At 65.7% G+C, this 20,779-nt stretch carries 21 protein-coding genes; 11 read left to right on the top strand and 10 right to left on the bottom strand.

What is annotated here, in order from left to right; all coding sequences use genetic code 11:
• Positions 1–622 precede the first annotated feature (622 nt).
• On the bottom strand, positions 623–3,067 hold the full coding sequence (locus tag JW805_07625; protein ID MBN2971883.1) for a TonB-dependent receptor: 2,445 nt from the start codon (positions 3,065–3,067) through the stop codon (positions 623–625).
• Between the two features lie 261 nt (positions 3,068–3,328).
• Here JW805_07625 and JW805_07620 point away from each other — a divergent pair, with 261 nt between their 5' ends.
• Complete coding sequence (locus JW805_07620; GenBank protein MBN2971882.1) at positions 3,329–3,796, top strand: Hsp20 family protein; 468 nt, start codon at positions 3,329–3,331, stop codon at positions 3,794–3,796.
• A gap of 113 nt (positions 3,797–3,909) precedes the next feature.
• Here JW805_07620 and JW805_07615 read toward each other — a convergent pair whose 3' ends face one another.
• Together JW805_07615 and secG are read right to left on the bottom strand one after the other, a co-directional pair.
• Positions 3,910–5,544: a CTP synthase gene (locus JW805_07615; protein MBN2971881.1), complete on the bottom strand. Its 1,635-nt coding sequence runs from the start codon at positions 5,542–5,544 to the stop codon at positions 3,910–3,912.
• Positions 5,545–5,630: 86 nt separating this feature from the next.
• The gene (secG, locus tag JW805_07610) at positions 5,631–6,014 is read right to left on the bottom strand and encodes a preprotein translocase subunit SecG (GenBank protein ID MBN2971880.1); all 384 of its coding nucleotides are present in this window, start codon (positions 6,012–6,014) and stop codon (positions 5,631–5,633) included.
• A gap of 254 nt (positions 6,015–6,268) precedes the next feature.
• Between secG and JW805_07605 the strand changes: the two genes are divergently transcribed.
• The 9 genes from JW805_07605 (at position 6,269) to JW805_07565 (ending at position 14,713) form a co-directional block, all read left to right on the top strand.
• Positions 6,269–6,607 (top strand): MarR family transcriptional regulator, encoded by a 339-nt coding sequence (locus JW805_07605; protein ID MBN2971879.1) that lies wholly within the window; start codon positions 6,269–6,271, stop codon positions 6,605–6,607.
• Between the two features lie 43 nt (positions 6,608–6,650).
• The gene (locus tag JW805_07600; protein MBN2971878.1) at positions 6,651–7,358 is read left to right on the top strand and encodes a hypothetical protein; all 708 of its coding nucleotides are present in this window, start codon (positions 6,651–6,653) and stop codon (positions 7,356–7,358) included.
• Positions 7,355–8,284 (top strand): N-acetyl-gamma-glutamyl-phosphate reductase, encoded by a 930-nt coding sequence (gene argC / locus JW805_07595; GenBank protein MBN2971877.1) that lies wholly within the window; start codon positions 7,355–7,357, stop codon positions 8,282–8,284. Before JW805_07600 ends, argC begins: the two co-directional genes overlap by 4 nt.
• 192 nt (positions 8,285–8,476) lie before the next feature.
• Positions 8,477–9,874, top strand: a complete 1,398-nt coding sequence (gene zwf, locus JW805_07590; GenBank protein ID MBN2971876.1) for a glucose-6-phosphate dehydrogenase — start codon at positions 8,477–8,479, stop codon at positions 9,872–9,874.
• 123 nt (positions 9,875–9,997) lie between these two features.
• Positions 9,998–10,705, top strand: coding sequence for a 6-phosphogluconolactonase (pgl, locus tag JW805_07585; protein MBN2971875.1), 708 nt, complete (start codon positions 9,998–10,000; stop codon positions 10,703–10,705).
• A gap of 120 nt (positions 10,706–10,825) precedes the next feature.
• On the top strand, positions 10,826–12,646 hold the full coding sequence (locus JW805_07580; protein ID MBN2971874.1) for a phosphogluconate dehydratase: 1,821 nt from the start codon (positions 10,826–10,828) through the stop codon (positions 12,644–12,646).
• Between the two features lie 105 nt (positions 12,647–12,751).
• Positions 12,752–13,726, top strand: a complete 975-nt coding sequence (gene glk / locus JW805_07575; GenBank protein ID MBN2971873.1) for a glucokinase — start codon at positions 12,752–12,754, stop codon at positions 13,724–13,726.
• Entirely contained in the window at positions 13,719–14,330 is a 612-nt protein-coding gene (eda, locus tag JW805_07570) for a bifunctional 4-hydroxy-2-oxoglutarate aldolase/2-dehydro-3-deoxy-phosphogluconate aldolase (protein ID MBN2971872.1), read from the top strand. The genes glk and eda overlap by 8 nt, the downstream gene beginning before the upstream one ends.
• On the top strand, positions 14,327–14,713 hold the full coding sequence (locus tag JW805_07565) for a hypothetical protein (GenBank protein ID MBN2971871.1): 387 nt from the start codon (positions 14,327–14,329) through the stop codon (positions 14,711–14,713). The genes eda and JW805_07565 overlap by 4 nt, the downstream gene beginning before the upstream one ends.
• 40 nt (positions 14,714–14,753) lie before the next feature.
• On the opposite strand, the gene mltG is transcribed toward JW805_07565, so the two are convergent.
• From mltG to fabD, 7 genes are all read right to left on the bottom strand, one after another.
• The gene (mltG, locus tag JW805_07560) at positions 14,754–15,722 is read right to left on the bottom strand and encodes an endolytic transglycosylase MltG (protein ID MBN2971870.1); all 969 of its coding nucleotides are present in this window, start codon (positions 15,720–15,722) and stop codon (positions 14,754–14,756) included.
• Between the two features lie 91 nt (positions 15,723–15,813).
• Entirely contained in the window at positions 15,814–17,073 is a 1,260-nt protein-coding gene (gene fabF / locus JW805_07555; GenBank protein ID MBN2971869.1) for a beta-ketoacyl-ACP synthase II, read from the bottom strand.
• 112 nt (positions 17,074–17,185) lie between these two features.
• Complete coding sequence (locus JW805_07550; protein MBN2971868.1) at positions 17,186–17,422, bottom strand: acyl carrier protein; 237 nt, start codon at positions 17,420–17,422, stop codon at positions 17,186–17,188.
• A 78-nt stretch (positions 17,423–17,500) separates the two neighbouring features.
• Positions 17,501–18,010, bottom strand: coding sequence for a hypothetical protein (locus JW805_07545; GenBank protein MBN2971867.1), 510 nt, complete (start codon positions 18,008–18,010; stop codon positions 17,501–17,503).
• A 2-nt stretch (positions 18,011–18,012) separates the two neighbouring features.
• Complete coding sequence (gene fabG / locus JW805_07540; GenBank protein ID MBN2971866.1) at positions 18,013–18,753, bottom strand: 3-oxoacyl-[acyl-carrier-protein] reductase; 741 nt, start codon at positions 18,751–18,753, stop codon at positions 18,013–18,015.
• 10 nt (positions 18,754–18,763) lie between these two features.
• On the bottom strand, positions 18,764–19,183 hold the full coding sequence (locus JW805_07535; protein ID MBN2971865.1) for a GxxExxY protein: 420 nt from the start codon (positions 19,181–19,183) through the stop codon (positions 18,764–18,766).
• 39 nt (positions 19,184–19,222) lie between these two features.
• The gene (gene fabD / locus JW805_07530; GenBank protein MBN2971864.1) at positions 19,223–20,161 is read right to left on the bottom strand and encodes an ACP S-malonyltransferase; all 939 of its coding nucleotides are present in this window, start codon (positions 20,159–20,161) and stop codon (positions 19,223–19,225) included.
• Between the two features lie 201 nt (positions 20,162–20,362).
• Between fabD and JW805_07525 the strand changes: the two genes are divergently transcribed.
• Positions 20,363–20,743: an RcnB family protein gene (locus JW805_07525; GenBank protein ID MBN2971863.1), complete on the top strand. Its 381-nt coding sequence runs from the start codon at positions 20,363–20,365 to the stop codon at positions 20,741–20,743.
• The last annotated feature ends 36 nt before the right edge of the window (positions 20,744–20,779 follow it).

The following is a 20,779-nucleotide window of genomic DNA, read 5'->3' as shown; positions in this document are numbered from 1 at the left end:
CGGCGGGCAAGCGCGCTGTTGCACGATTCCCACAACTGTCGCGCAATCGTTGCGACAGCTTCTGTTCAGGGATGACAAGCGGCGCTCGGCTGCATAGTCACAAACGCACTGAGACGCAGGCAATGGCCGCGGTTCAGGGAGGCCTTCGGCCCCGCCGTTCTGGGAGGATCGGCGTGCGGGTAGAAGGTTGGAATCAAGGGGGCTGACGAATTCATTTTCGTCACGCAGGACGCCCGGGCTGGAAACGGCCCGGGCGTTTGCGTTTGGTGGCACTGCGCACACTGCGCACACTGCGCGCGTCGCGCAACGCGCGTCACCAAGCCGGCCGGCGGGCGCTGACCTCAGCGCCCGCAGACGCGGCTTTGCCGCCGGCGCTGGCTTCGGCTGCTCAACCTCCGTTCGTGCTGAACTTGTCGAAGAACCGTACTTCGTGCCGCAAAGCCGACCGTTTGTCTCGCAGTCCTGCCCCTCGGCAGGCTCGGGGTGAACGTGAGGGGGCTAATGTTCCCTCTTCTCGCGACCCCGGTAAAGCGGCCGTCGGCCGGACCGGCCCTGGGCCGTCCGCCGACCGATCTCGGCGATGCCCGTCTTGACGGGCACCGGCATTTGCCTTCGCCTGCGATCAGAAGCTCTTCCCGATCGTGATCCCATATGTCTGCGGATCGCCGACATTGCCCGCGATCAGCCCGGTATTTCCCGGGGTGGTGGCGAGGACTTCATAATATTGCTTGTCGAACACGTTTCGCACCCAGCCGAACACGTTGAACCCGTTCGTGCTACGGAAGCCTGCACGCAGGTTTGCCAGCGTGTGGCCATCGATATCGGTGTAGATCGACCGCGATGCATTCGACGAGAACTTGGTTCGCGTGCTCGCATCCACCCCGACATAGGTTTGGCCGTCGAGCCCGAACAACCGCGCCGGTAGATTGTATTCACCGCCGTACGAGAAGGCCCATTTCGACACGCCGGGCAGCCATTGGCCGGAGATGTCGCAGACGACCGGGCTGTTGGTGCCCGGCGTGCCCGGCGCGCCGATGGTCGCACCGCTGCCGCCGCCCGACAGTTCGGGCGGGCATGGCGCGTTCTTGAAATCGAGGTAGCGGGCGTCGTTGAACGCACCATTGACGTAAGCGGTCAGCCGCTCCGACGGGCGGATCGAGAAATCCGCTTCGATGCCGCGGACCCGAACCTTGCCGGCATTGGCAAGATAGCCGCGCAGCGTCGAGGTCGACTGGTTGTTCACGATCGCCTGGTAGTCGCGGATCGTCGTCCAGAAGCCTGTGACGTTGAGCGTGGCCTTGCGGTCCCAGAACTGCGACTTCACGCCCGCCTCGAAATGATCGACCTTCTCGGGCGCGATCTGGGCGAGTTGCGTCTGCACGACGCCGTTCACGACCGGCACGCCGTTCAGGTTTAGCCCGCCCGATTTGAAGCTGTGCGCATAGGTCGCATAGAGCAGCACGTCCTGTGCCGGCTTGTACGATCCGGTCAGATCGTACGACACGTTCCAGGCGCGATAGGCTTCATCCGTGAACGCCTGCGGCTGGATCGCGTCGCGCTGCGCGGCCTGGCGCGCGGTGCCGCCCGAATAGGGCACAAGATTACCCTGCGCATCGCGGACGATGCTGACGTAGCTGCCGACCTTGTCGTCGTAGTTGACGCGGAAGCCCGGGGACAGGGTGAAGCGCTCGCCCAGACGCCAGTTGAGCTTGGCGAACAGCGCGCCGCTGAAGTTCTTCAGGCGAATGTCGTTGTTCGCGGTCAGGCCCTCGAGCACACTAGGATCGTTGGACAGTGCGTTCGTCGGATTGATGAGCCAGCGACTCGCCGCCGATCCCTGCTGCTGGATGCCGGTGGTATGGATGTCCTGGTAGAAGCCGAACAGGCCGATGACGTAATCGAACCCGCGGCCGTCGCCGGCGAAGCGGAACTCCTGCGTGAACTGATCCTGCTTGGTCGGATTGTTCGACTTGGTCGTGATCGGCAGGCCGGTGAAGTCGCGATCGTTGGCCGGTTTCCAGTCCCAGAACCGCCAAGCGGTAATCGAGGTCAGTTGCCCCGCCCCTGTCTCCAGCTCGCCACGCAACGATACGCCGCCCAGGATATTGCCGGCATTCAATTCGGCATCGAGGTCGGTCAACCGGGCGAACGCGTTGCGGCTCACCGGCTCATAGCCCTGAGCGCGGGCAAGCGCATCATACTGGCGGCTTAGCGGACGCTGCGTCGCGCCGACGCGAACGAAGATCTGCGCGCAGCATTCGGGATTCTGGCGCGAATAATCGCCGCTGAGCGTCAGGTCGAGGCTGTCGCTCGCGCGAAACAACAGCGCGCCGCGAACGCCCAGATTGTCCTGCTCGTTGACGTAGGTGCCGCTACGGACGTTGAAGACCGTTCCGCGCCGGCTTGTCGCTGCGAGACCAAGGCGCGCTGCCACGCGCTCGCCGAGAGGACCGGATACCGATGCCTTCGCCTGCTTGAACTCGAGATTGCCAGCCGACACCTCCGCCCGCCCTTCGAAGTCGAAGCTCGGCGCCCGGCTGGTGATGTTGATGGCGCCCGCGACCGTGTTCTTGCCGTACAGCGTGCCTTGCGGCCCGCGCAGCGTTTCGACCTGCTGGACGTCAAGGAAGTCGAGCGTCGCGGCTGCCACGCGGCTGAGGTAGACCTGGTCGATATAGACGCCGACGCCCTGGTCGATCCCGTCGTTGGTCAGCCCGAGCGGAGCGCCCAGCCCGCGGATATTGACGGACGAATTGCGCGGATTGGTCGAATAGAATTGCAGCGTCGGCTGCAGTTGCTGGAGCCGCGCGACATTGAAGCTGCCGGTGTCGTCGATCTCCTTCACGCCGACCACCGAGATCGGAATCGGCACATTCTGCGCCCGTTCCTCACGCCGCCGAGCCGTCACCACGATGTCGGAAGCGACCGAACTGCGCTGGACATCGACTTCGGTGCGTTGCGGATCGCCCGGCGCCGTCTGCGGTGCGGCCGGACTTTCGACCACGACCGGCGGCGGCAACGCGGTGGTCGATTGCAGGATCAACGCGAGCGGCAGGATGGACGGCATAGATCGGGCCCCTTTTATGGAATGTCCCGGCCTTATTCCCACTCCAACGCTCGGATTTGACAGGAAGAAGGAATATCGCCTGCAAAAGCTTCGCTACGTATCGCCTGTTCTCAGGGACTTAGCCCCCTTGAAACCCCGCCTTCTCCTACCAAAATAGCGCGTACGCGGTGCCGCCTGGCGGGCCGCGGCGACCCCGGTGTCGCGCAACTGCGGACATCCGGATCGACGTTTCAGAACGCTCATCAGTTGGAGGTTTGAACCATGCGTCAGATCGATTTCACCCCCTACCGCCGCTCGACGATCGGCTTCGACCGCCTGTTCGACCTGCTCGAACAGGGCACGCGAAGCGCGCCGAGCGAGAATTATCCGCCGTTCAATCTCGAACGCGTTGCCGACGATCGCTATCGCATCACGCTGGCAGTCGCGGGCTTCCGCTCGGACGAACTCGACATCACCGCACAGCAGAATCTGCTGGTCGTTGCGGGCAAGAAGACCGAGTCGCAGGACAATGCGGCGCAGATGCTCCATTTGGGCATCGCGAACCGCAGCTTCGAGCGCCGCTTCGAGCTCGCCGATTTCATCCGCGTGGCCGACGCCGACCTGAAGGATGGCCTGCTGGTCATCAACCTCGTTCGCGAAGTGCCCGAGGCGATGAAGCCAAAGAAGGTTGCGATCGGCGGCGATGCGAGCGCGGATCGCCAGCCGGCGATCGAGGCCAAGGCCGCCTGACAGCGGCCTGACCAACTAGCGGCGCTTTGCTCCCTTTTCAGCGCCGTCAGGAGGGCGCCCGGATCGGTTCCGATCCGGGCGCTTTTTCTATGGGCCGCGTGCGGCGGTGCTCGTCAGACCAGCCTGCTCTGCTGCACGGCGGCTGCGATGAAGCTGGCGAACAGCGGGTGCGGTTCAAATGGCTTCGACTTCAGTTCGGGGTGGAACTGCACGCCGACGAACCACGGGTGATCCGGCCGCTCGACGATCTCGGGCAGCGCGCCATCGGGCGACATGCCCGAAAAGCGTAGGCCGCCTGCCTCCAGCGCGTCCTTGTAATGGACGTTCACTTCATACCGGTGGCGATGGCGCTCGCTGATCGCGTTCGAGCCATAGATGCTCGCGACATGGCTGTTGCCCGCCAGCGCCGCGTCATAGGCGCCCAGACGCATCGTGCCGCCCAGATCACCGCCCTCCTGACGCTGCTGCAGACCCTCGGCCGTCATCCATTCGGTGATGAGGCCAACGACCGGCTCCGGCGTCGGGCCGAATTCGGTGGTCGAGGCCTCCGCGATGCCGGCGGTATTCCGCGCGCCCTCGATGCAGGCCATCTGCATGCCGAGACAAATGCCGAAATAGGGCACCTTGCGTTCGCGGGCGAAGCGGACCGCGGCGATCTTGCCTTCGGACCCGCGCTCGCCAAATCCGCCCGGCACCAGGATTGCGTGCAACGGTTCCAGCGTCGCGGCGATATCGTCGGGCGCCTGTTCGAACAGTTCGGCGTCGAGCCAGCGGATGTTGACCTTCACCCGGTTGGCGATGCCGCCGTGCACCAGCGCTTCGTGCAGAGACTTGTACGCGTCCTGCAGACCAACATATTTACCGACCACGCCGATCGACACTTCGCCTTCGACATTGGTCAGCCGGTCGATGATGTCGTCCCAGCGGCGCAGGTCGGGCGTGTCCGAGGACGGCAGGCCGAAGCTGTTCAGGACCGCGCGGTCGAGGCCCTCGGCATGATATTGCAGCGGCACGCCGTAGATCGACTTGGCGTCGAGCGCGGGGATGACCGCTTCGGTCGGCACGTTGCAGAACAAGGCGATCTTGGCGCGTTCGCTGGCCGGGAGCGGCCGTTCGCAGCGGCAGACCAGCACGTCAGGCTGAATGCCCAGCGCGGTCATGTCGCGCACGCTGTGCTGGGTCGGCTTGGTCTTCAGCTCGCCGGCCGCGGCGATGTACGGCACCAGCGTCAGATGGACGAAACAGGTGTTCTGCCGGCCCACATCGTTCCGGAGTTGGCGAATCGCCTCCATGAACGGCAGCGATTCGATGTCGCCGACCGTGCCCCCGATTTCGCAGAGCACGAAATCCAGGTCTTCGGTTTCGTTGCGGGCAAATTCCTTGATCGCATCGGTGACGTGCGGGATGACCTGCACGGTCGCGCCCAGATAGTCGCCGCGACGTTCCTTGGCGATGATCGTCTGGTAGATGCGGCCGGAGGTGATGTTGTCGCTCTGACGGCTCGGCACCCCCGTGAGGCGCTCGTAATGGCCAAGGTCGAGATCGGTTTCCGCCCCGTCGTCGGTCACATAGACTTCGCCGTGCTGATACGGGCTCATCGTGCCCGGATCGACGTTCAGATAGGGATCGAACTTTCGGATGCGGACGCGGTAGCCGCGTGCCTGCAACAAAGCTGCGAGAGAGGCCGCCATGAGGCCTTTGCCGAGCGACGAGACCACGCCGCCGGTGATGAAGATATACCGCGCCATGGGAGGATGCGCCTAACCTTGAACATGCGTGTTGGGCAAGCGCGGAAGTGCCCGCGCTTGACGTGAAAGCGGTAATGCGTGTGCGATTACTGCTGGAGCGGAACGCCGCTGCCGTTGGCCGGCGCGGCTGCATTCTGCGCCGCGGCATCGGCAGCGGCCTTCAGTGCGTCCTGATCGCCGCCTGCGACCGGTGCCTGCTGCGGCGCGGGGGCGGTACGGGCCAGGCTGGTATCGACCGTCGACGTCTTGTTCGCCGCCGCCAGGAAGGCGAGGCCGATCGACATGATGATGAACAGGCTGGCGAGCACGGCCGTCGCCCGCGTCAGGAAATCCGCCGCCCCGCGCGCCGACATCAGTCCCGACGGGCTGCCGCCGGTGGTCAGCCCGCCACCTTCCGACTTCTGCATCAGGATCACCGTCACGAGCAACGCGGCGATGATCGCCTGGACGACGAGCAGGAAGGTGAACATGGGGGACGAAAACCGATCGATATGAGTGGACTGGCGGCGCACATAGGCGACGCCTGCCCGGGGATCAACCGCGGCCGCCGCACACGCACCCGGACGCCCCTGTCACACTATCGCAAACATTTCGCGAACGCACTGAAACCCGAGGCTTATCTTGGCGTTAATGCCGCAAGACCGCCCGCCGTGACGGGCTCGCAACGGTAAGAAGCGGACCCGATGACGTGAACGCAATCTCCGAAAAATCGCTGTTCACCTGGATGCACACGCTCGTCGATTATGTGCGTTCCGGCGAACCCGACCTCACCAATCGCCAGATGGCGCTGCTGATGCTCGTCTATCTGGAAAAAGGCCCCCATACGGTGCGCGGACTGGCCCGTGCGCTGAACGTGTCGAAACCAGTCGTCACGCGTGCCTTGAATCGTCTGGGCGCTCTCGGCTATCTGCGCCGCCAGCGCGACGACACCGACAAGCGTAACATCTTCGTCGCGCGCACGCCTAAGGGGGCAGACTTTCTTGCAGAATTCGGGCACTTCCTCTCCGGTGACGGATCACCGGTCTCATCAGGCGCCGCCCAGCGCCAGCCCGCGCACGCGTAAGCGCTTCGCGCTCACCGGACGCAGTCACAGCGTCGATCCGCGGGTGGAGGCTGCCCGCGGCGACCTCGCCGACGTCCGCCTGGCCGACCGCGTGTTCGCGCCGCACTATGCGGCCGCGGTGCAGCGTAGCGCCACGCGCCGCGCGCCGATCCTGGCAGCGCATGGGGGCGAGCCGATCTCCGAAATATTGCCGGGCGAGTCGTTCGACGTGCTGGAATTGTCGCATGGCTATGCCTGGGGCGTCGCCGGCGTCGACGGGACGGTCGGGTTCGTGGCGATGGACGTGCTCGATACGCCAGTCCAACCGACACATGTCGTATGTGCGCCCGGCGGCGATGTTCCGGTCGGCACACGCCTGACGAACGAACAGGCCGATCGCCTCGATCCGGCGATCGTGCGTCCGCTCGATGCGTTGCCGAAGGATTTCGTCGCGATCGCCGAGTCGCTGACCGGAACGCCCGCCGTCGCCGGTGGCCGGTCGAGCGCGGGCGTCGATGCCGGCGGGCTCGTGTCGCTCGTCCTGTCGTTGTCCGGGACAAAAACCGTCCGCTTCGTCGACATCCAGGCGCGCGAACTTGGCCATGTCGTCAGCGATAGCGCACCGGTCCTGCGCGGCGATCTGGTCTTCACCGAAACCGACGTCGCCATCGCGACCGACGGGACGCACGCGATCCACGTCGGCGACGCGGGCGTGGCGCGGGTCGCGCTTGCCGATCTCGGCCCGATCATGACGCGGCGGAGGATGCCATGAAGCGTTCGGTCTTCATCGATGGCGCCGCCGGTACCACCGGCCTGGAAATTCGCGAGCGGTTGAGCGGCCGTCCGGAAATCGACCTGATCACGCTTGAGGGCGACCTGCGCAAGGATGCCGCCGCCAAGCGCGCGGCGCTCAACGACGCCGATTTCGTCATCCTCTGCCTGCCCGACGACGCCGCGCGCGACAGCGTCGCGCTGATCGACAATCCGCGCACGCGAGTGATCGACGCGTCGACGGCGCATCGCACGGCCGATGGCTGGACCTACGGCTTTCCCGAGCTGGAGCCGAGCCAGACCGCACTGATTGCCGAGGCGCCGCGGGTGACCAACCCCGGCTGCTATCCGACCGGTTTCCTGGCTCTCGTTCGGCCGTTGGTCCGCACTGGTCTGATTCCTGTCGATGGCGCGGTGACGGTGAACGCCGTGTCCGGCTATTCCGGCGGGGGCCGCCAGATGATCGAGGACTATGAAGGCGGCGCCGAGAAGAGCGCGTGGCGCGGCTATGCGCTCAGCCTCGAACACAAGCATGTCCCCGAGATGCAGCGCCACGCCCGGCTTGAACATCCGCCGATCTTTACGCCTTCGGTCGTCGGGACCTATCGCGGTATGGTGGTCGAAGTGCCGTTGGCGCTTCACGCCCTGCCCCGTCGTCCCAGCCTCGAGGCACTTCGCGACACGCTGGCGGCCGCCTATGACGGCAGCCGGATCGTCCGCGTCGTCGACGATGGCGCGTCGCTGGTGCGCGTCGAGGACGACGCCGGCACCGATCGGCTGACCCTGCGCGTTACCGGCAATGCCGAGCGCGGGCACGCCCGGCTGATCGCGACCCTCGACAATCTCGGCAAGGGCGCTGCAGGCGCCGCGGTGCAGAACCTGAACGTCATGGCGGGGTTCGATCCGACGGCCGGACTGGTGCTCTGAACGCGCCGATACCGATCGACTGGTAGCGCTCACACTCCGCTTCGCCGCCGCATACGTTTTCTTGGACGCTGAAGCCTTGCCCCCCGCCCCCACGCCGTTAGGGAGGGGGTGCATTCTTTGGGGGAGCGCTGAGTGACCGGAGCCGTTGGCAAGCTGCTGCTGTTCGGAGCGACGGGCGATCTGTCGCGGCGGATGCTGATCCCGTCGCTGTTCGGGCTGCATGCCGACGGCCTGCTGCCGACCGCGCTGACGATCACCGGCACGGCGCGTTCCGATTATGACGATGCGGGTTTCCGTGACTTTGCCGCTGCCGCGCTCGACGAGTTCTTGCCGGCCGACCGCAAGGATGCCGACAAGATCGCGTCTTTCCTAAAGCGGCTGCAGTATCAGCCGCTCGACGCATCGAAGACCGAAGGCTTTCCAGCACTTGCCGAAAAGATCGGTGACGTGTCCGATGGGCTCGCAATTTTCTTGTCGACGGCGCCTTCGCTGTTCGAGCCGACGATCAAGGGCCTCGAATCGGCGGGCCTTGCCGGGGACACGGTGCGGATCAGCCTCGAAAAGCCGCTGGGACACGACCTCGCCTCGTCCTGCGAGATCAACGATGCTGTCGCTGCCGCCTTCCCCGAAGAGCGCACGTTCCGGATCGACCATTATCTGGGCAAAGAAACCGTCCAGAACATCCTGGCGCTGCGCTTCGGCAATTCGCTGTTCGAGCCGGTGTGGAACGCGCGCGGGATCGACCACGTCCAGATCACCATCGCCGAGACGGTCGGGCTGGAGGATCGCGCAGGCTATTACGAAGGCGCCGGCGCGCTGCGCGACATGGTGCAGAACCACATCCTTCAACTGCTCGCGCTGATCGCCATGGAGCCGCCTGCCCGCTTCGACGGCACCTCGATCCGGGACGAAAAGGTAAAAGTGCTGCGCTCGCTTCGCCCGATCGAGCCCAAGGACGCGGGCCATCTGACCGTTACCGGCCAATATGGTGCGGGTGCGGTGGGCGAGAAGGTCGTGAAGTCCTACGCCGACGAGCTGGGCAAGCCATCGAGCACCGAGACGTTCGTCGCGATCAAGGCACATGTCGACAATTGGCGCTGGCAAGGCGTCCCCTTCTACCTGCGCACGGGCAAGCGGCTGCCTGCCCGCCAGAGCGAGATCGCCATCCAGTTCAAGCCGGTGCCACACTCGATCTTCGCCGATCGCGGTGGGCAACTGCAGCCCAATACGCTGGTCATCCGCCTGCAGCCCGAGGAATATGTCCGCCTGCTGGTGATGGCGAAGCAGCCGGGCCTCGACCGTGACGGCATCCGCCTGCGCGAGGTGCCGCTGAACCTCAGCCTCGATACTGAATTCGCGGGCACGCGGCGCCGCATCGCCTATGAACGGCTGCTTCTCGACCTGATCGAGGGCGACCCGACGCTGTTCGTGCGCCGCGACGAGGTGGAGGCGCAGTGGCGCTGGATCGATGCGATCCGCGCCGGCTGGGAGGCGAATGACGTGAAGCCCAAGCCGTACCCGAGCGGGAGCTGGGGGCCGAGCGCAGGGATTGCGCTGACCGAGCGGGATGGCGTGACGTGGACGGAATAGCGCCTCCCTCCTTCGTGGCCCCGCGGAGGCGGGGGTAGCTTGCCGCTGAACATCGTGAGACCCGCTTCGTTCAGCCAGAATTGATCCCCGCCTTCGCGGGGATGACGATCTAGAAGAGTAAACATGACGACCGAAATCGAATGGTGGGATTACGACGACGCAGCCGAAATGGCCGACGCGGTGGCGGGTGACATCGGCTTCATCATCGAAAGCGCGATCGATGCGCGCGGCGCAGCGGTGATCGCGCTGGCCGGCGGCAAGACTCCGCTGCCGATCTATGAGAAGCTCGCCAAGGCCAAGATCGACTGGAAGCGCGTCACCATCATCCCCGGTGACGAGCGCATCGTTCCGCTGGGCGACGCATTGTCGAACGTGACCGCAATCGGCAAGGCGTTCCTGCCGAAGGGCGCGCGGGTGATCCCGCTCGTGTCGGCGACCGCGCCCGACTACAAGGCCGCCGGTCGTGCGGCGGACGCGCTGCTGCAGGACCTGCACTGGCCGCTCGACCTCGTGCTCCTCGGTGTCGGCGGCGACGGCCATGCCGCGTCGATCTTCCCCGGCCCAGACTTCGACGAGGCGCTGAATGGTCCAAAGGAACGCCGCGCGCTGGGCGTCATGCCCGACCCGCTGCCGCCCGAGGCCCCGGTCGCGCGCGTGACGCTCAGCAAGGCGGCGCTCACCACCGCCCGCGCGATGATGATCGCGGTGACTGGCGACGCCAAGCGACAGGTGATCGAGGACGCTGTGAAGGAAGGGCAATCGTCCCCATATCCGATCGGACGGATCCTGGCGGACGTGGAACTGCCCGTCGACATCCACTGGGCACCGTGAGTTAAGTCACCCTCACCCGTTCCACTCGCTGGCGCGAGCGGCCCCTCCCCTCTCCCACCGGGGGACGGAGGGAGGTGCGAAGCGCCGGAAGGGTGAGGGTGACAAAAGGGATAAGTCGAAATGCCGAGCCTCCACCCCCAAGTCGCCGCCGTCACCGACCGCATCATCGAACGTTCGCGTCCCAAGCGTGAGGCGTATCTCGCGCTGATCGCCAGCGAGCGTGAGGGCGGCGTCGATCGCCCGCGGCTCGGCTGCGCGAACCTTGCCCATGGCTATGCCGGGACCGAGGAACAGCGCGACGACATGCGCCGTGGCACTGCAATGAACATCGGCATCGTCACCGCCTACAACGACATGCTGTCGGCCCACGCGCCCTATTACCGCTACCCCGAACAGATGAAGGTTTGGGCGCGCGAGGCAGGAGTGACCGCGCAGGTTGCGGGCGGCGTGCCGGCGATGTGCGACGGGGTGACGCAAGGGTTCGCGGGAATGGAGCTGTCGTTGTTCAGCCGCGACACCATCGCGCTGTCGACCGCGATCGCGCTCAGCCACGGCATGTTCGAAGGGGCTGCGCTGCTCGGCATCTGTGACAAGATCGTACCGGGGCTGCTGATGGGCGCGCTGCGGTTCGGCCATTTGCCGATGGTCCTGATCCCCGGCGGGCCGATGCGTTCGGGCATCTCTAACAAGGAAAAGGCCGCGGTCCGCGAACGCTTCGCCGAAGGCAAGGCGAGCCGCGAGGAACTGCTCGATTCAGAGATCGCCGCCTATCACGGCAAGGGCACCTGCACCTTTTATGGCACCGCCAATTCGAACCAGATGATGGTGGAGGCGATGGGCCTGCACATGCCCGCCGCCGCCTTTGCCAATCCGGGCACGAAGCTGCGTCAGGAACTGACCCGCGCCGCCGTACACCGGCTCGCGAAGATCGGCTGGGACGGCGACGACTATCGCCCGATCGGTCGCTGCGTCGATGAGAAAGCGATCGTCAACGCGGCGGTCGCGCTGCTCGCGACGGGCGGTTCGACCAATCACCTGATCCACCTGCCCGCCATCGCGCGCTGTGCGGGTATCGTCATCGACTGGGAGGATTTCGATCGCCTCTCCCGCGTCGTGCCGCTGCTCGCGCGCGTCTATCCCAACGGCTCGGCCGACGTGAACGGCTTCGAGGATGCCGGCGGCACCGCCTACACCATCCGCGAACTGCTGAAGGGCAGCTTGCTCCACGGCGATGTGCTGACGATCGCAGGCGAGATGGCGGACTATGGCCGCAAGCCCGACATGGATGGTTACACGCTCGTCTGGCGCGACCTGGCGGACGCGTCGGGCGACGACACGATCCTGCGCCCGGTCGACGCGCCCTTCTCGGCGGAAGGCGGCTTCCGCATCCTGTCGGGCAATCTCGGCCGTGCGTGCATCAAAGTGTCGGCGGTCGAGCGCGACCGCTGGGTGATCGAGGCGCCGTGCCGCGTCTTTTCCGACCAGCAACAGGTCCAGGACGCGTTCAAGGCCGGCGAACTCGACCGCGACGTGGTCGTCGTCGTCCGCTTCCAGGGCCCGCGCGCCAACGGCATGCCCGAGTTGCACAAGCTGACCCCGCCGCTGGGCGTCCTTCAGAACCGCGGACACCGCGTCGCGCTGGTCACCGATGGCCGGATGTCGGGGGCGAGCGGCAAGGTGCCCGCCGCCATCCACCTGTCGCCCGAGGCCTTGGCCGACGGCCCGATCGCGCGTTTGCGTGATGGCGACGTGGTGCGGGTCGATGCCGAAGCCGGCACGCTCGAGGCGCTGGTCGACGCAGCGGAGTGGGCCGCGCGCGCGCCGGCTGAAGCGCCGCCATCGGCGATGGGCACGGGCCGCGAGCTCTTCGCGCTGATGCGTCAGGGTTGCTCGACCGCCGAAGAAGGCGGATCGGCCATGCTCGCGGCGGGCGGGTTTTAAAGAGCCCTCTCCCCTTCAGGGGAGAGGGTTGGGAGAGGGGCAGTTCGGAGAGTTCGGCAATATGCCCCTCTCCCCTGCCCTCTCCCCTGAAGGGGAGAGGGAGTTTTGAAGACAGTCGCCGTCGATATCGGGGGAACCCACGCCCGCTTCGCCATCGCCGAAGTCGCGGACGGCCGCGTGGTGTCGCTGGGCGAACCGACGACGATGAAAACCGCCGAACACGGCAGCCTGCAACTCGCCTGGGAGGCCTATGCAGCGGCCCGTGGCGGCACCCTGCCCCGCGCCGCGGCCATCGCGGTCGCCGCGCCGGTCGGCGGCGAGATGATCCGGTTGAGCAACAACCCCTGGATCATCCGCCCCGCTCTGATCAACGAACGGCTGAACGTCGATAGCTGGACGCTGGTCAACGACTTCGGCGCCGTTGGCCATGCGGTCGCGCAGGTGCCGGAAAGCGACTTTCTTCACCTGTGCGGCCCTGACGGCGCCCTGCCCGATAAAGGCATGATCACCGTCTGCGGTCCGGGCACCGGCCTCGGCGTCGCCGGCGTGCTGCGGGTCGGCGACGACGGCTATCACGTCGTCGAAACGGAAGGCGGGCACACCGATTTCGCTCCGCTCGACAAGATCGAGGACGCAATCCTCGCCCACGCGCGTGGCATCTTCAACCGCGTGTCGGTGGAGCGTATCGTCGCCGGGCCGGGCATCGTCGTGATCTATGAGACGCTGGCGGCGATCGAGGGACGCGCGGTGCAACGGCTGGACGACAAAGCGATCTGGACGATGGCGCTCGAGGGCAGCGACAGCCTGGCCATGGCCGCGCTCGACCGCTTCTGCCTGTCGCTGGGCGCGGTCGCCGGCGACCTGGCGCTGAGTCATGGGCCGAAGGGCGTGGTGATCGCCGGCGGCCTTGGTTTGCGGTTGAAGGATCATCTGCTGCGCTCGGGCTTTGCCGACCGGTTCGTCGCCAAGGGCCGATTCCGCAACCTGATGGCGGGCATTCCCGTCAAGTTGATCACCCATCCCCAGCCCGGCCTGTTCGGCGCCGCGGCCGCCTTTGCCCAGGAGCACACCCATGCCTGACATCGAAACGATCATGCGCACCAGTGCGGTCATCCCCGTCCTGGTGATCGACGACGTCGCGACCGCCCGCCCACTGGCCGAGGCGCTGGTCGCCGGGGGCCTGAAGGTTCTCGAAGTCACGCTGCGCACCCCCGCCGCGCTCGATGCCATTCGCGAAATGAAGCAGGTGCCCGGCGCGATCGTCGGGGCGGGCACGGTCGTGTCGAAGGACCAGTTCGCGCAGGTGATGGAGGCGGGCGGCGAATTCATCGTGTCGCCGGGCCTGACCACCGATCTGGGCGAAGTCATCGTCCGCAGCGGCGTGCCGTTCCTGCCGGGCGTGGCCAATGCCGGCGACATCATGCGCGGCTACGAGCTGGGCCTGCGCCATTTCAAGTTCTTCCCGGCGGAAGCCAATGGCGGCCTGCCCGCGCTGAAGGCGCTCGCGGCGCCGTTCTTCGAAGCGCAATTCTGCCCGACCGGCGGGATCACCGCGGATACGGCGCCCAACTATCTCGGCTTCGGCCCCGTCCGCTGTGTCGGGGGCAGCTGGGTGACGCCGAAGGGGGCGTCGATGGCGGAGGTCGAGCGTCTGGCGCGCGAAGCTTCGGCACTCAGGTCTTGACCGAGATCCACGGCAATCGATCGGCCGGCGACGGGGATTTCTCCGCCGCGCTGGCCGACGATGGCGTGTTCGACATCACCATCCGCGGCTTCTGGACCACCGAGCAGGTCGACCGGTTCTTCGTCGCGATCCTGCCGCTGCACAACGAAGCCCGCGCACGCTATGCCAATGTCCGTGCCCTCATACGCGTGGAAATGGTGCAATCCCCCTCGGTCGCCTTGCACGTGCGCGACGGTGCTACCGCACTGAAGCAACCCGGCGACCGCAACGCCTTCGTGATCGCCAGCTTTCTGTCAAAGCTTCAGATCACGCGGTTGGCCAGCCGGGACGATTTCGGGCTGTTTACCGATGTGGATGCGGCGCGGGCATGGCTGCTGGCGTGAGCAGGTTGCCCGTCCGTTCAGCCTGAAAAGGCTCCGAACGTCACATCTCGCCGCGTGCGCGGCGGATGGCATACCATTTCTGCACATTGGCGTTGTGCTGCTGAAGCGTGTCGGCGAAGACGTGCCCGCCGGTGCCGTCCGCGACGAAGTACAGCGCCTTGGATTCTGCCGGGTCGAGGACAGCATCGATACTCGCGCGATCCGGGTTGGCGATCGGACCGACCGGCAGGCCGGGCATGGCATAGGTATTATACCCGTTCTTCGCCTGCAGTTCCGATCGCAGGATGCGGCGACCGAGCGGCCGCCCCCTGGTGATCGGGTAGATCGTCGTCGGGTCCGCCTGCAGCGGCATGCCCTGGCGCAAGCGGTTCGAATAGACCGACGCGACCATCCGGCGCTCCTCGGGCTTGCCGGTTTCCTTCTCCACGATCGAGGCGAGGATCAGCGCTTCCTGCTTGGTCTTTGCTACCGTCGTCGGCTTGCGCTTGGCCCAGGCCGCGTCGAGATAACGAGTCATCGCCGTCTGCATCCGCTGGATAACGGACGCGCGCGTGTCGCCGCGTTCGTAGCTGTAGCTGTCGGGCAGGATCGAACCTTCGGTCGGGACGTCGATTGTCCCCTCCAGCTGCGGGGCGGCCATCACGGCATCGTGGACCAGCACCGAGGGCCAGCCTTCGGGCACGGTCACGAACCGCTGGAGCGTTCGCCCGCCCTGCATCAGCTTCAGCGCATCGGCCTGGCTGACGCCCGCGGGGAAGCGATATTCGCCGGCACGGATCGGTTCGCTGCCGCCGAAGATCTTGGCGAACAGCAGGAAGCGGCTGGCCGATCGGACGACGCCGGCCTTTTCGAGATCATCCGCGGCGCTGGTCAGCGTCGAGCCGGGTGCGATCTGGACCGATGTGTTGCGCGGCAACGGCCCGGCCCCGCCCCAGCTCTGGACGACCAGGAACACGCCGGCGATTGCGGCCAGGGCGAGCAATAGTCCGAGACACCCAAGCTTCCGCATAACCGTATCCCGGCGAACATCGTGGCACAGTCGCCACCGGCTTATATCCGGGCCCCCGGCTTTCGCCGGAGAACCCATAGCGATGTCGTTATCAGATCGCCCGCATCACCAGCGAAGCGTTGGTGCCGCCGAAGCCGAACGAATTGTTCAGCACCGCCTTCACCGACCGCTTCTTGGCAGTGTGGGGGACCAGGTCGACGCCCGCGCAATTTTCGCTCGGGTTGTCGAGGTTCAGGGTCGGCGGCACGATGCCGTCACGCATCGCCAGAATGCAGAAGATGCTCTCGACCGCGCCGGCACCGCCGAGCAAATGGCCGATCGCCGACTTGGTCGACGACATGCTGAGCCCGTCGAGAGCCGAGCCGAACAGCTTGCGCACCGCGCCCAGTTCCAATTCGTCGCCGAGCGGCGTCGACGTGCCGTGGGCGTTAATGTAATCGATGTCCTCAAGCGCGAGGCCCGACTTCTTCATCGCCATTTCCATCGATCGGAACGCGCCCGACCCTTCCGGATGCGGCGCAGTCACGTGATAGGCATCGCCCGACAGGCCGTAGCCGACGACTTCGGCGTAGATGTTCGCGCCCCGCGCCTTCGCCCGCTCATATTCCTCCAGCACGACGACACCCGCGCCTTCGCCCATGACGAAGCCGTCGCGGCCCTGATCCCACGGACGGCTCGCGCGCCACGGTTCGTCGCGGAAGCCCGTCGACAGCGCGCGCGCCTGGCCGAAGCCTGCGATGCCGATGGGGCAGACCGTGCTTTCCGCACCGCCCGCCAGCATCACGTCGGCATCGTCCATCGCGATCATCCGCGCGGCATCGCCGATCGAATGCGCCCCCGTCGAGCAGGCCGTGACGACGGCATGGTTCGGGCCCATCAGGCCGTACTTGATGCTGACCTGACCCGAGATCAGGTTGATGAGGCGGCCGTGGACGAAATGCGGCGACACGCGCTTCGGCCCCTTTTCGGCGAGCACCAGCGATTCGCTCTCGATGCCCGGCAGGCCGCCGATGCCCGAACCGATCGAGCAGCCGGCGCGGAACCGCTCGGCTTCGCTCATGTCGGTCAGACCAGCGTCTTCCAGCGCCTGGCCGGCGGCGTCGATGCCGTAGACGATGAACGGATCGACCTGGCGCTGGATCTTGTGGTCCACGCGCTTGCCGGCGTCGAAGCCGTATTCGTGCCCTGCCGGCTTCACTTCACAGGCGTAATTCGACTGGAAATCGGTCGCGTCGAAGCGGGTGATCGTGCCGGCGCCCGATTTGGACGCGATGATGTTGGCCCAGGCGGTTTCGACGTCCGCCCCCAGCGGGGTCACCAGGCCCAGCCCGGTCACGACTACGCGGCGCATACAGCTCTCCGTATCAGCTCAAACGTACAGCGGCTCCCGGCCCCGGACCCGGGACGGGGAGCCGCTGGAAATCGAGTGGCACCGCCCGAACGCCGGGCGGCGCCAAGGGCGATCAGCCCTTGTGCTCGTCGATGTAGGTGATCGCGTCCTTGACGGTGGCGATCTTCTCGGCGGCGTCGTCCGGGATCTCGACCCCGAACTCTTCCTCGAACGCCATCACCAGCTCGACGATGTCGAGGCTGTCCGCGCCCAGATCGTCGATGAAGCTCGCATCCTCGGTCACCTTGTCGGCTTCGACGCCCAGGTGCTCAACGACGATCTTCTTCACGCGGTCGGCGGTTTCGCTCATACCCAATTCCTTCTGTAGAAATTCGAAATTCCTGAACGCACCTAGAACGCAGGCAATGCCCGCGCAAGGGGCGCGGTGTCACCGCGCGGTCGACTTGAACAGTTTGCCGAGACGCGCGGCGTTGAACGCATAGCCGGCCAGCAGCCGCGATACGGTCGCCGTCTTGCCCTTAGGCCCGGCAGCAGCCTGCAAGCCCTCCATCATCGCGCCCACCTCCGCCGAGCGCTTCTTGGCCAGCAGCGCATCGAGCGTCGCCGGCGAGGTGCGGGTGAGCTTCGTGTTAATCGCGAGCACATCGACACCCTGCCCCTGCAATGCGTTCGACAAGGTTTCGACGACCAGGCTGGCGACCGTGATCTCGCCGGCGCGCGAATCGACGTTGCCGCTTCCGGGCTGGCACTCGGCAGCGCGCTGGCGCAGCTTGACGATCAACGCCTCGGTCTGCGCACTCGGCGGCGTACCGCGGGTGACGGAAGCGATCGTGGCATTCTGCATCGCGATTTTCTCGGCCGCAGGTGTTTTTGCCAGAGCGCAGCGAACGACCACGCCATCTTCTGCTGCTGCAAGCAGCGCGAGGGTCAGGACCATGCTCACAGCATCGCCATCCCGCCGTTGACGTGCAACGTCTGGCCGGTGACGTAGCCCGCCTCCTTCGACGCCAGATAGACGACCGCAGCACCGATATCCTCGCCCGTGCCCAGGTCGCCGGCCGGGATCTTGGTGAGCAGCGCGGTCTTCTGCGCATCCGGCAGCACGTCGGTCATCGCCGAGCGGATGAAACCCGGTGCGACGCAATTGACGGTGATGCCGCGACTGGCGAGCTCCTGCGCCAGTGCCTTCGACATGCCGACGAGGCCGGCCTTCGACGCGGCATAGTTCGCCTGGCCCGGATTGCCGGTCGCCCCGACAACCGAGGTGATCGACACGATCCGTCCGAAGCGCGCCTTCATCATCGGCTTGGCCGCGGCGCGGCAGAGTCGAAACGCGGCCTCCAGATTGACGCGGATCACCTGATCCCATTCGTCGTCCTTCATCCGCATCGCCAGGTTGTCGCGGGTGACGCCGGCGTTGTTGATCAGGATGTCGAGCCGCCCACCCAGCGCCTCGACTGCCTGCGGGACCAGCGCGTCGACCGCAGCGGCGTCGGACAGGTTACATGGCACCGCGACATGATCGCCGCCCAGCCCGGCACGAAACGCCTCGAGCTTGTCGACATTCGACCCGGAAACCGCCAGCCGCGCGCCCTGCGCTGCCAGCGCCTTGGCGATCGACGATCCAATCCCTCCCGAAGCGCCGGTCACCAGCGCGGTCATGCCTGTCAGATCGAACATCGTACCTTCCTTATTTTAGTTCGCGCAGAGGCGCAGAGGACGCAGAGGGGACGTAGTTGTTGACTAATCGACGGACACCTTCCTTCAGTGTCTCGCCCCCGAAGTTTATCAGCAGCCCGACGGGCTGCTTTGACAGCCTGAGATACGTTAGAACTTGCTTCGCATGCACTTTAGACAAGCTCTCAACCGATTTAATTTCGACGATCAATCGGTCTGCGACGAATAGATCGATCCTGAATGCTGCGTCGAAACTCAAGCCTTCGAACTCGATCGCAACAGGATGCTGGCGGACGACCGCATATCCGAGCGAGGTCAGTTTGGCGGCAAGGACTGTTTCATAGACGTTTTCCAGCAGTCCCGGGCCTAATTCCCGATGGATACGGATCGACGAGTCTATCACATCGCGAGTGATCCGATCGATATCTTCCATCGAAAGCCTCTGCGTTCTCTGCGCCTCTGCGCGAAAAAATTAAATCACCTTAAGCAGCGCTTCGATGTCGTCCATCGTCACCACGCTCGTCGCCGTCGCGTCCGGGGCCGTTCGCTTGACCATCGGGCCCAGCACCTTGCCGCCGATTTCGACGAAGTCGTGCACACCGCCCGCGACCATGGCCAAAACCGATTCGCGCCAGTGGACCATGCCGGTGACCTGTTCGACGAGCAGCGACACGATCGTCGCGGGATCGGCGACCGGCGCCGCGGTGACATTGGTATAGACGGGAACCAGCGGCGCCTGCAGAGTCACCTTGGCCAGCGCCTCGGCCATCGCGTCCGCTGCGGGTTGCATCAGCGGGCAGTGGAACGGGGCCGACACCGGGAGCAGGATCGCGCGTTTTGCGCCCATGTCCTTTGCCAGCGGTACCGCGCGCTCGACGGCGGCCTTCGCGCCCGAGATCACGACCTGCGACGGATCATTGTCATTCGCGACCGTGCAGACTTCGCCTTCGGCCGCAGCGTCGGCGATCGCCTGCGCCTTGTCGCGGTCGGCGCCCAGGATCGCGGCCATCGCGCCCTGCCCCACCGGAACCGCGGCCTGCATCGCCTGTCCGCGCAGTTTCAGCAGCCGCGCCGTCGTCGCGAGATCGAGCGCACCCGCCGCACATAGCGCGGTATATTCGCCGAGCGAATGGCCAGCGACGAAGTCCGCCCTGTCGGCCAACCGAATCCCGCCTTCGCGTTCCAGCACGCGCAGCGTCGCGATCGCATTCGCCATGATCGCAGGCTGGGCATTCTCGGTCAGCGTCAGGTCGCCCTCAGGCCCCTCCGCCATCAGCTTCGACAGATGCTGGCCGAGCGCGTCGTCAACTTCCTGAAACACCTCGCGCGCGTGCGGACTGGCCGCGGCGAGCGCGGTGCCCATGCCGACCGCCTGGCTGCCCTGTCCGGGAAAGATGAACGCGCGCATGATCGTCTCCGAATTTCAATATGCCGTGCCGACTAGGCAGGCGCGCGCGGGAGGGCAAGCTGAACGAAACGTCAGCATCATTGTCCCTTTGCGACACTTCGCGACCAAATCGCGTGAGCCATGACACGTGCCTGGGACGGTCAGGCCCCATCTTCTACGTCGACGCCGCGACACGGCGCAGATATTTGTCGAAGGAGACGAGACATGAAGAAGGTCCTGATCGCCGCACAGGCCACCACGATGGTCGCCAGCCCGATCGTCGCCGCCGTTCCGGCCGCCGCTCAGGCGCGCCACACGCAGGAAACGGTCCGCTACAAGCCCAACGGCACGGTCGTTGTGAAGAAGCAGACCGTCCGAAACACGCCGGCGCGTACCAATTACCGCGCGAAATGGTACAAGGGCCAACGGTTCAACCGGGCCGAGGCACGCAACTTTCGCCAGATCAACAACTGGCGCCAGTATCAGAACCGCCGCCTTTATGCCCCGCCCCGCGGCTATCAGTGGGTACAGTCAGGCAACGATGCGGTCTTGATCGCGGTTGCCAGCGGCGTGATCGGCGCGGTGCTGGGCGGCGTATTTAACTAAGGCCCGCGCTTGCCTTTTGACGGGAAACCGCTAAGG

This window comes from Roseomonas aeriglobus (genome assembly GCA_016937575.1).
GTDB lineage: Bacteria > Pseudomonadota > Alphaproteobacteria > Sphingomonadales > Sphingomonadaceae > Sphingomonas > Sphingomonas aerigloba.
The sequence above is the reverse complement of the archived record's forward strand: the minus strand, read 5'-3'. Positions and strand labels throughout refer to the sequence as shown.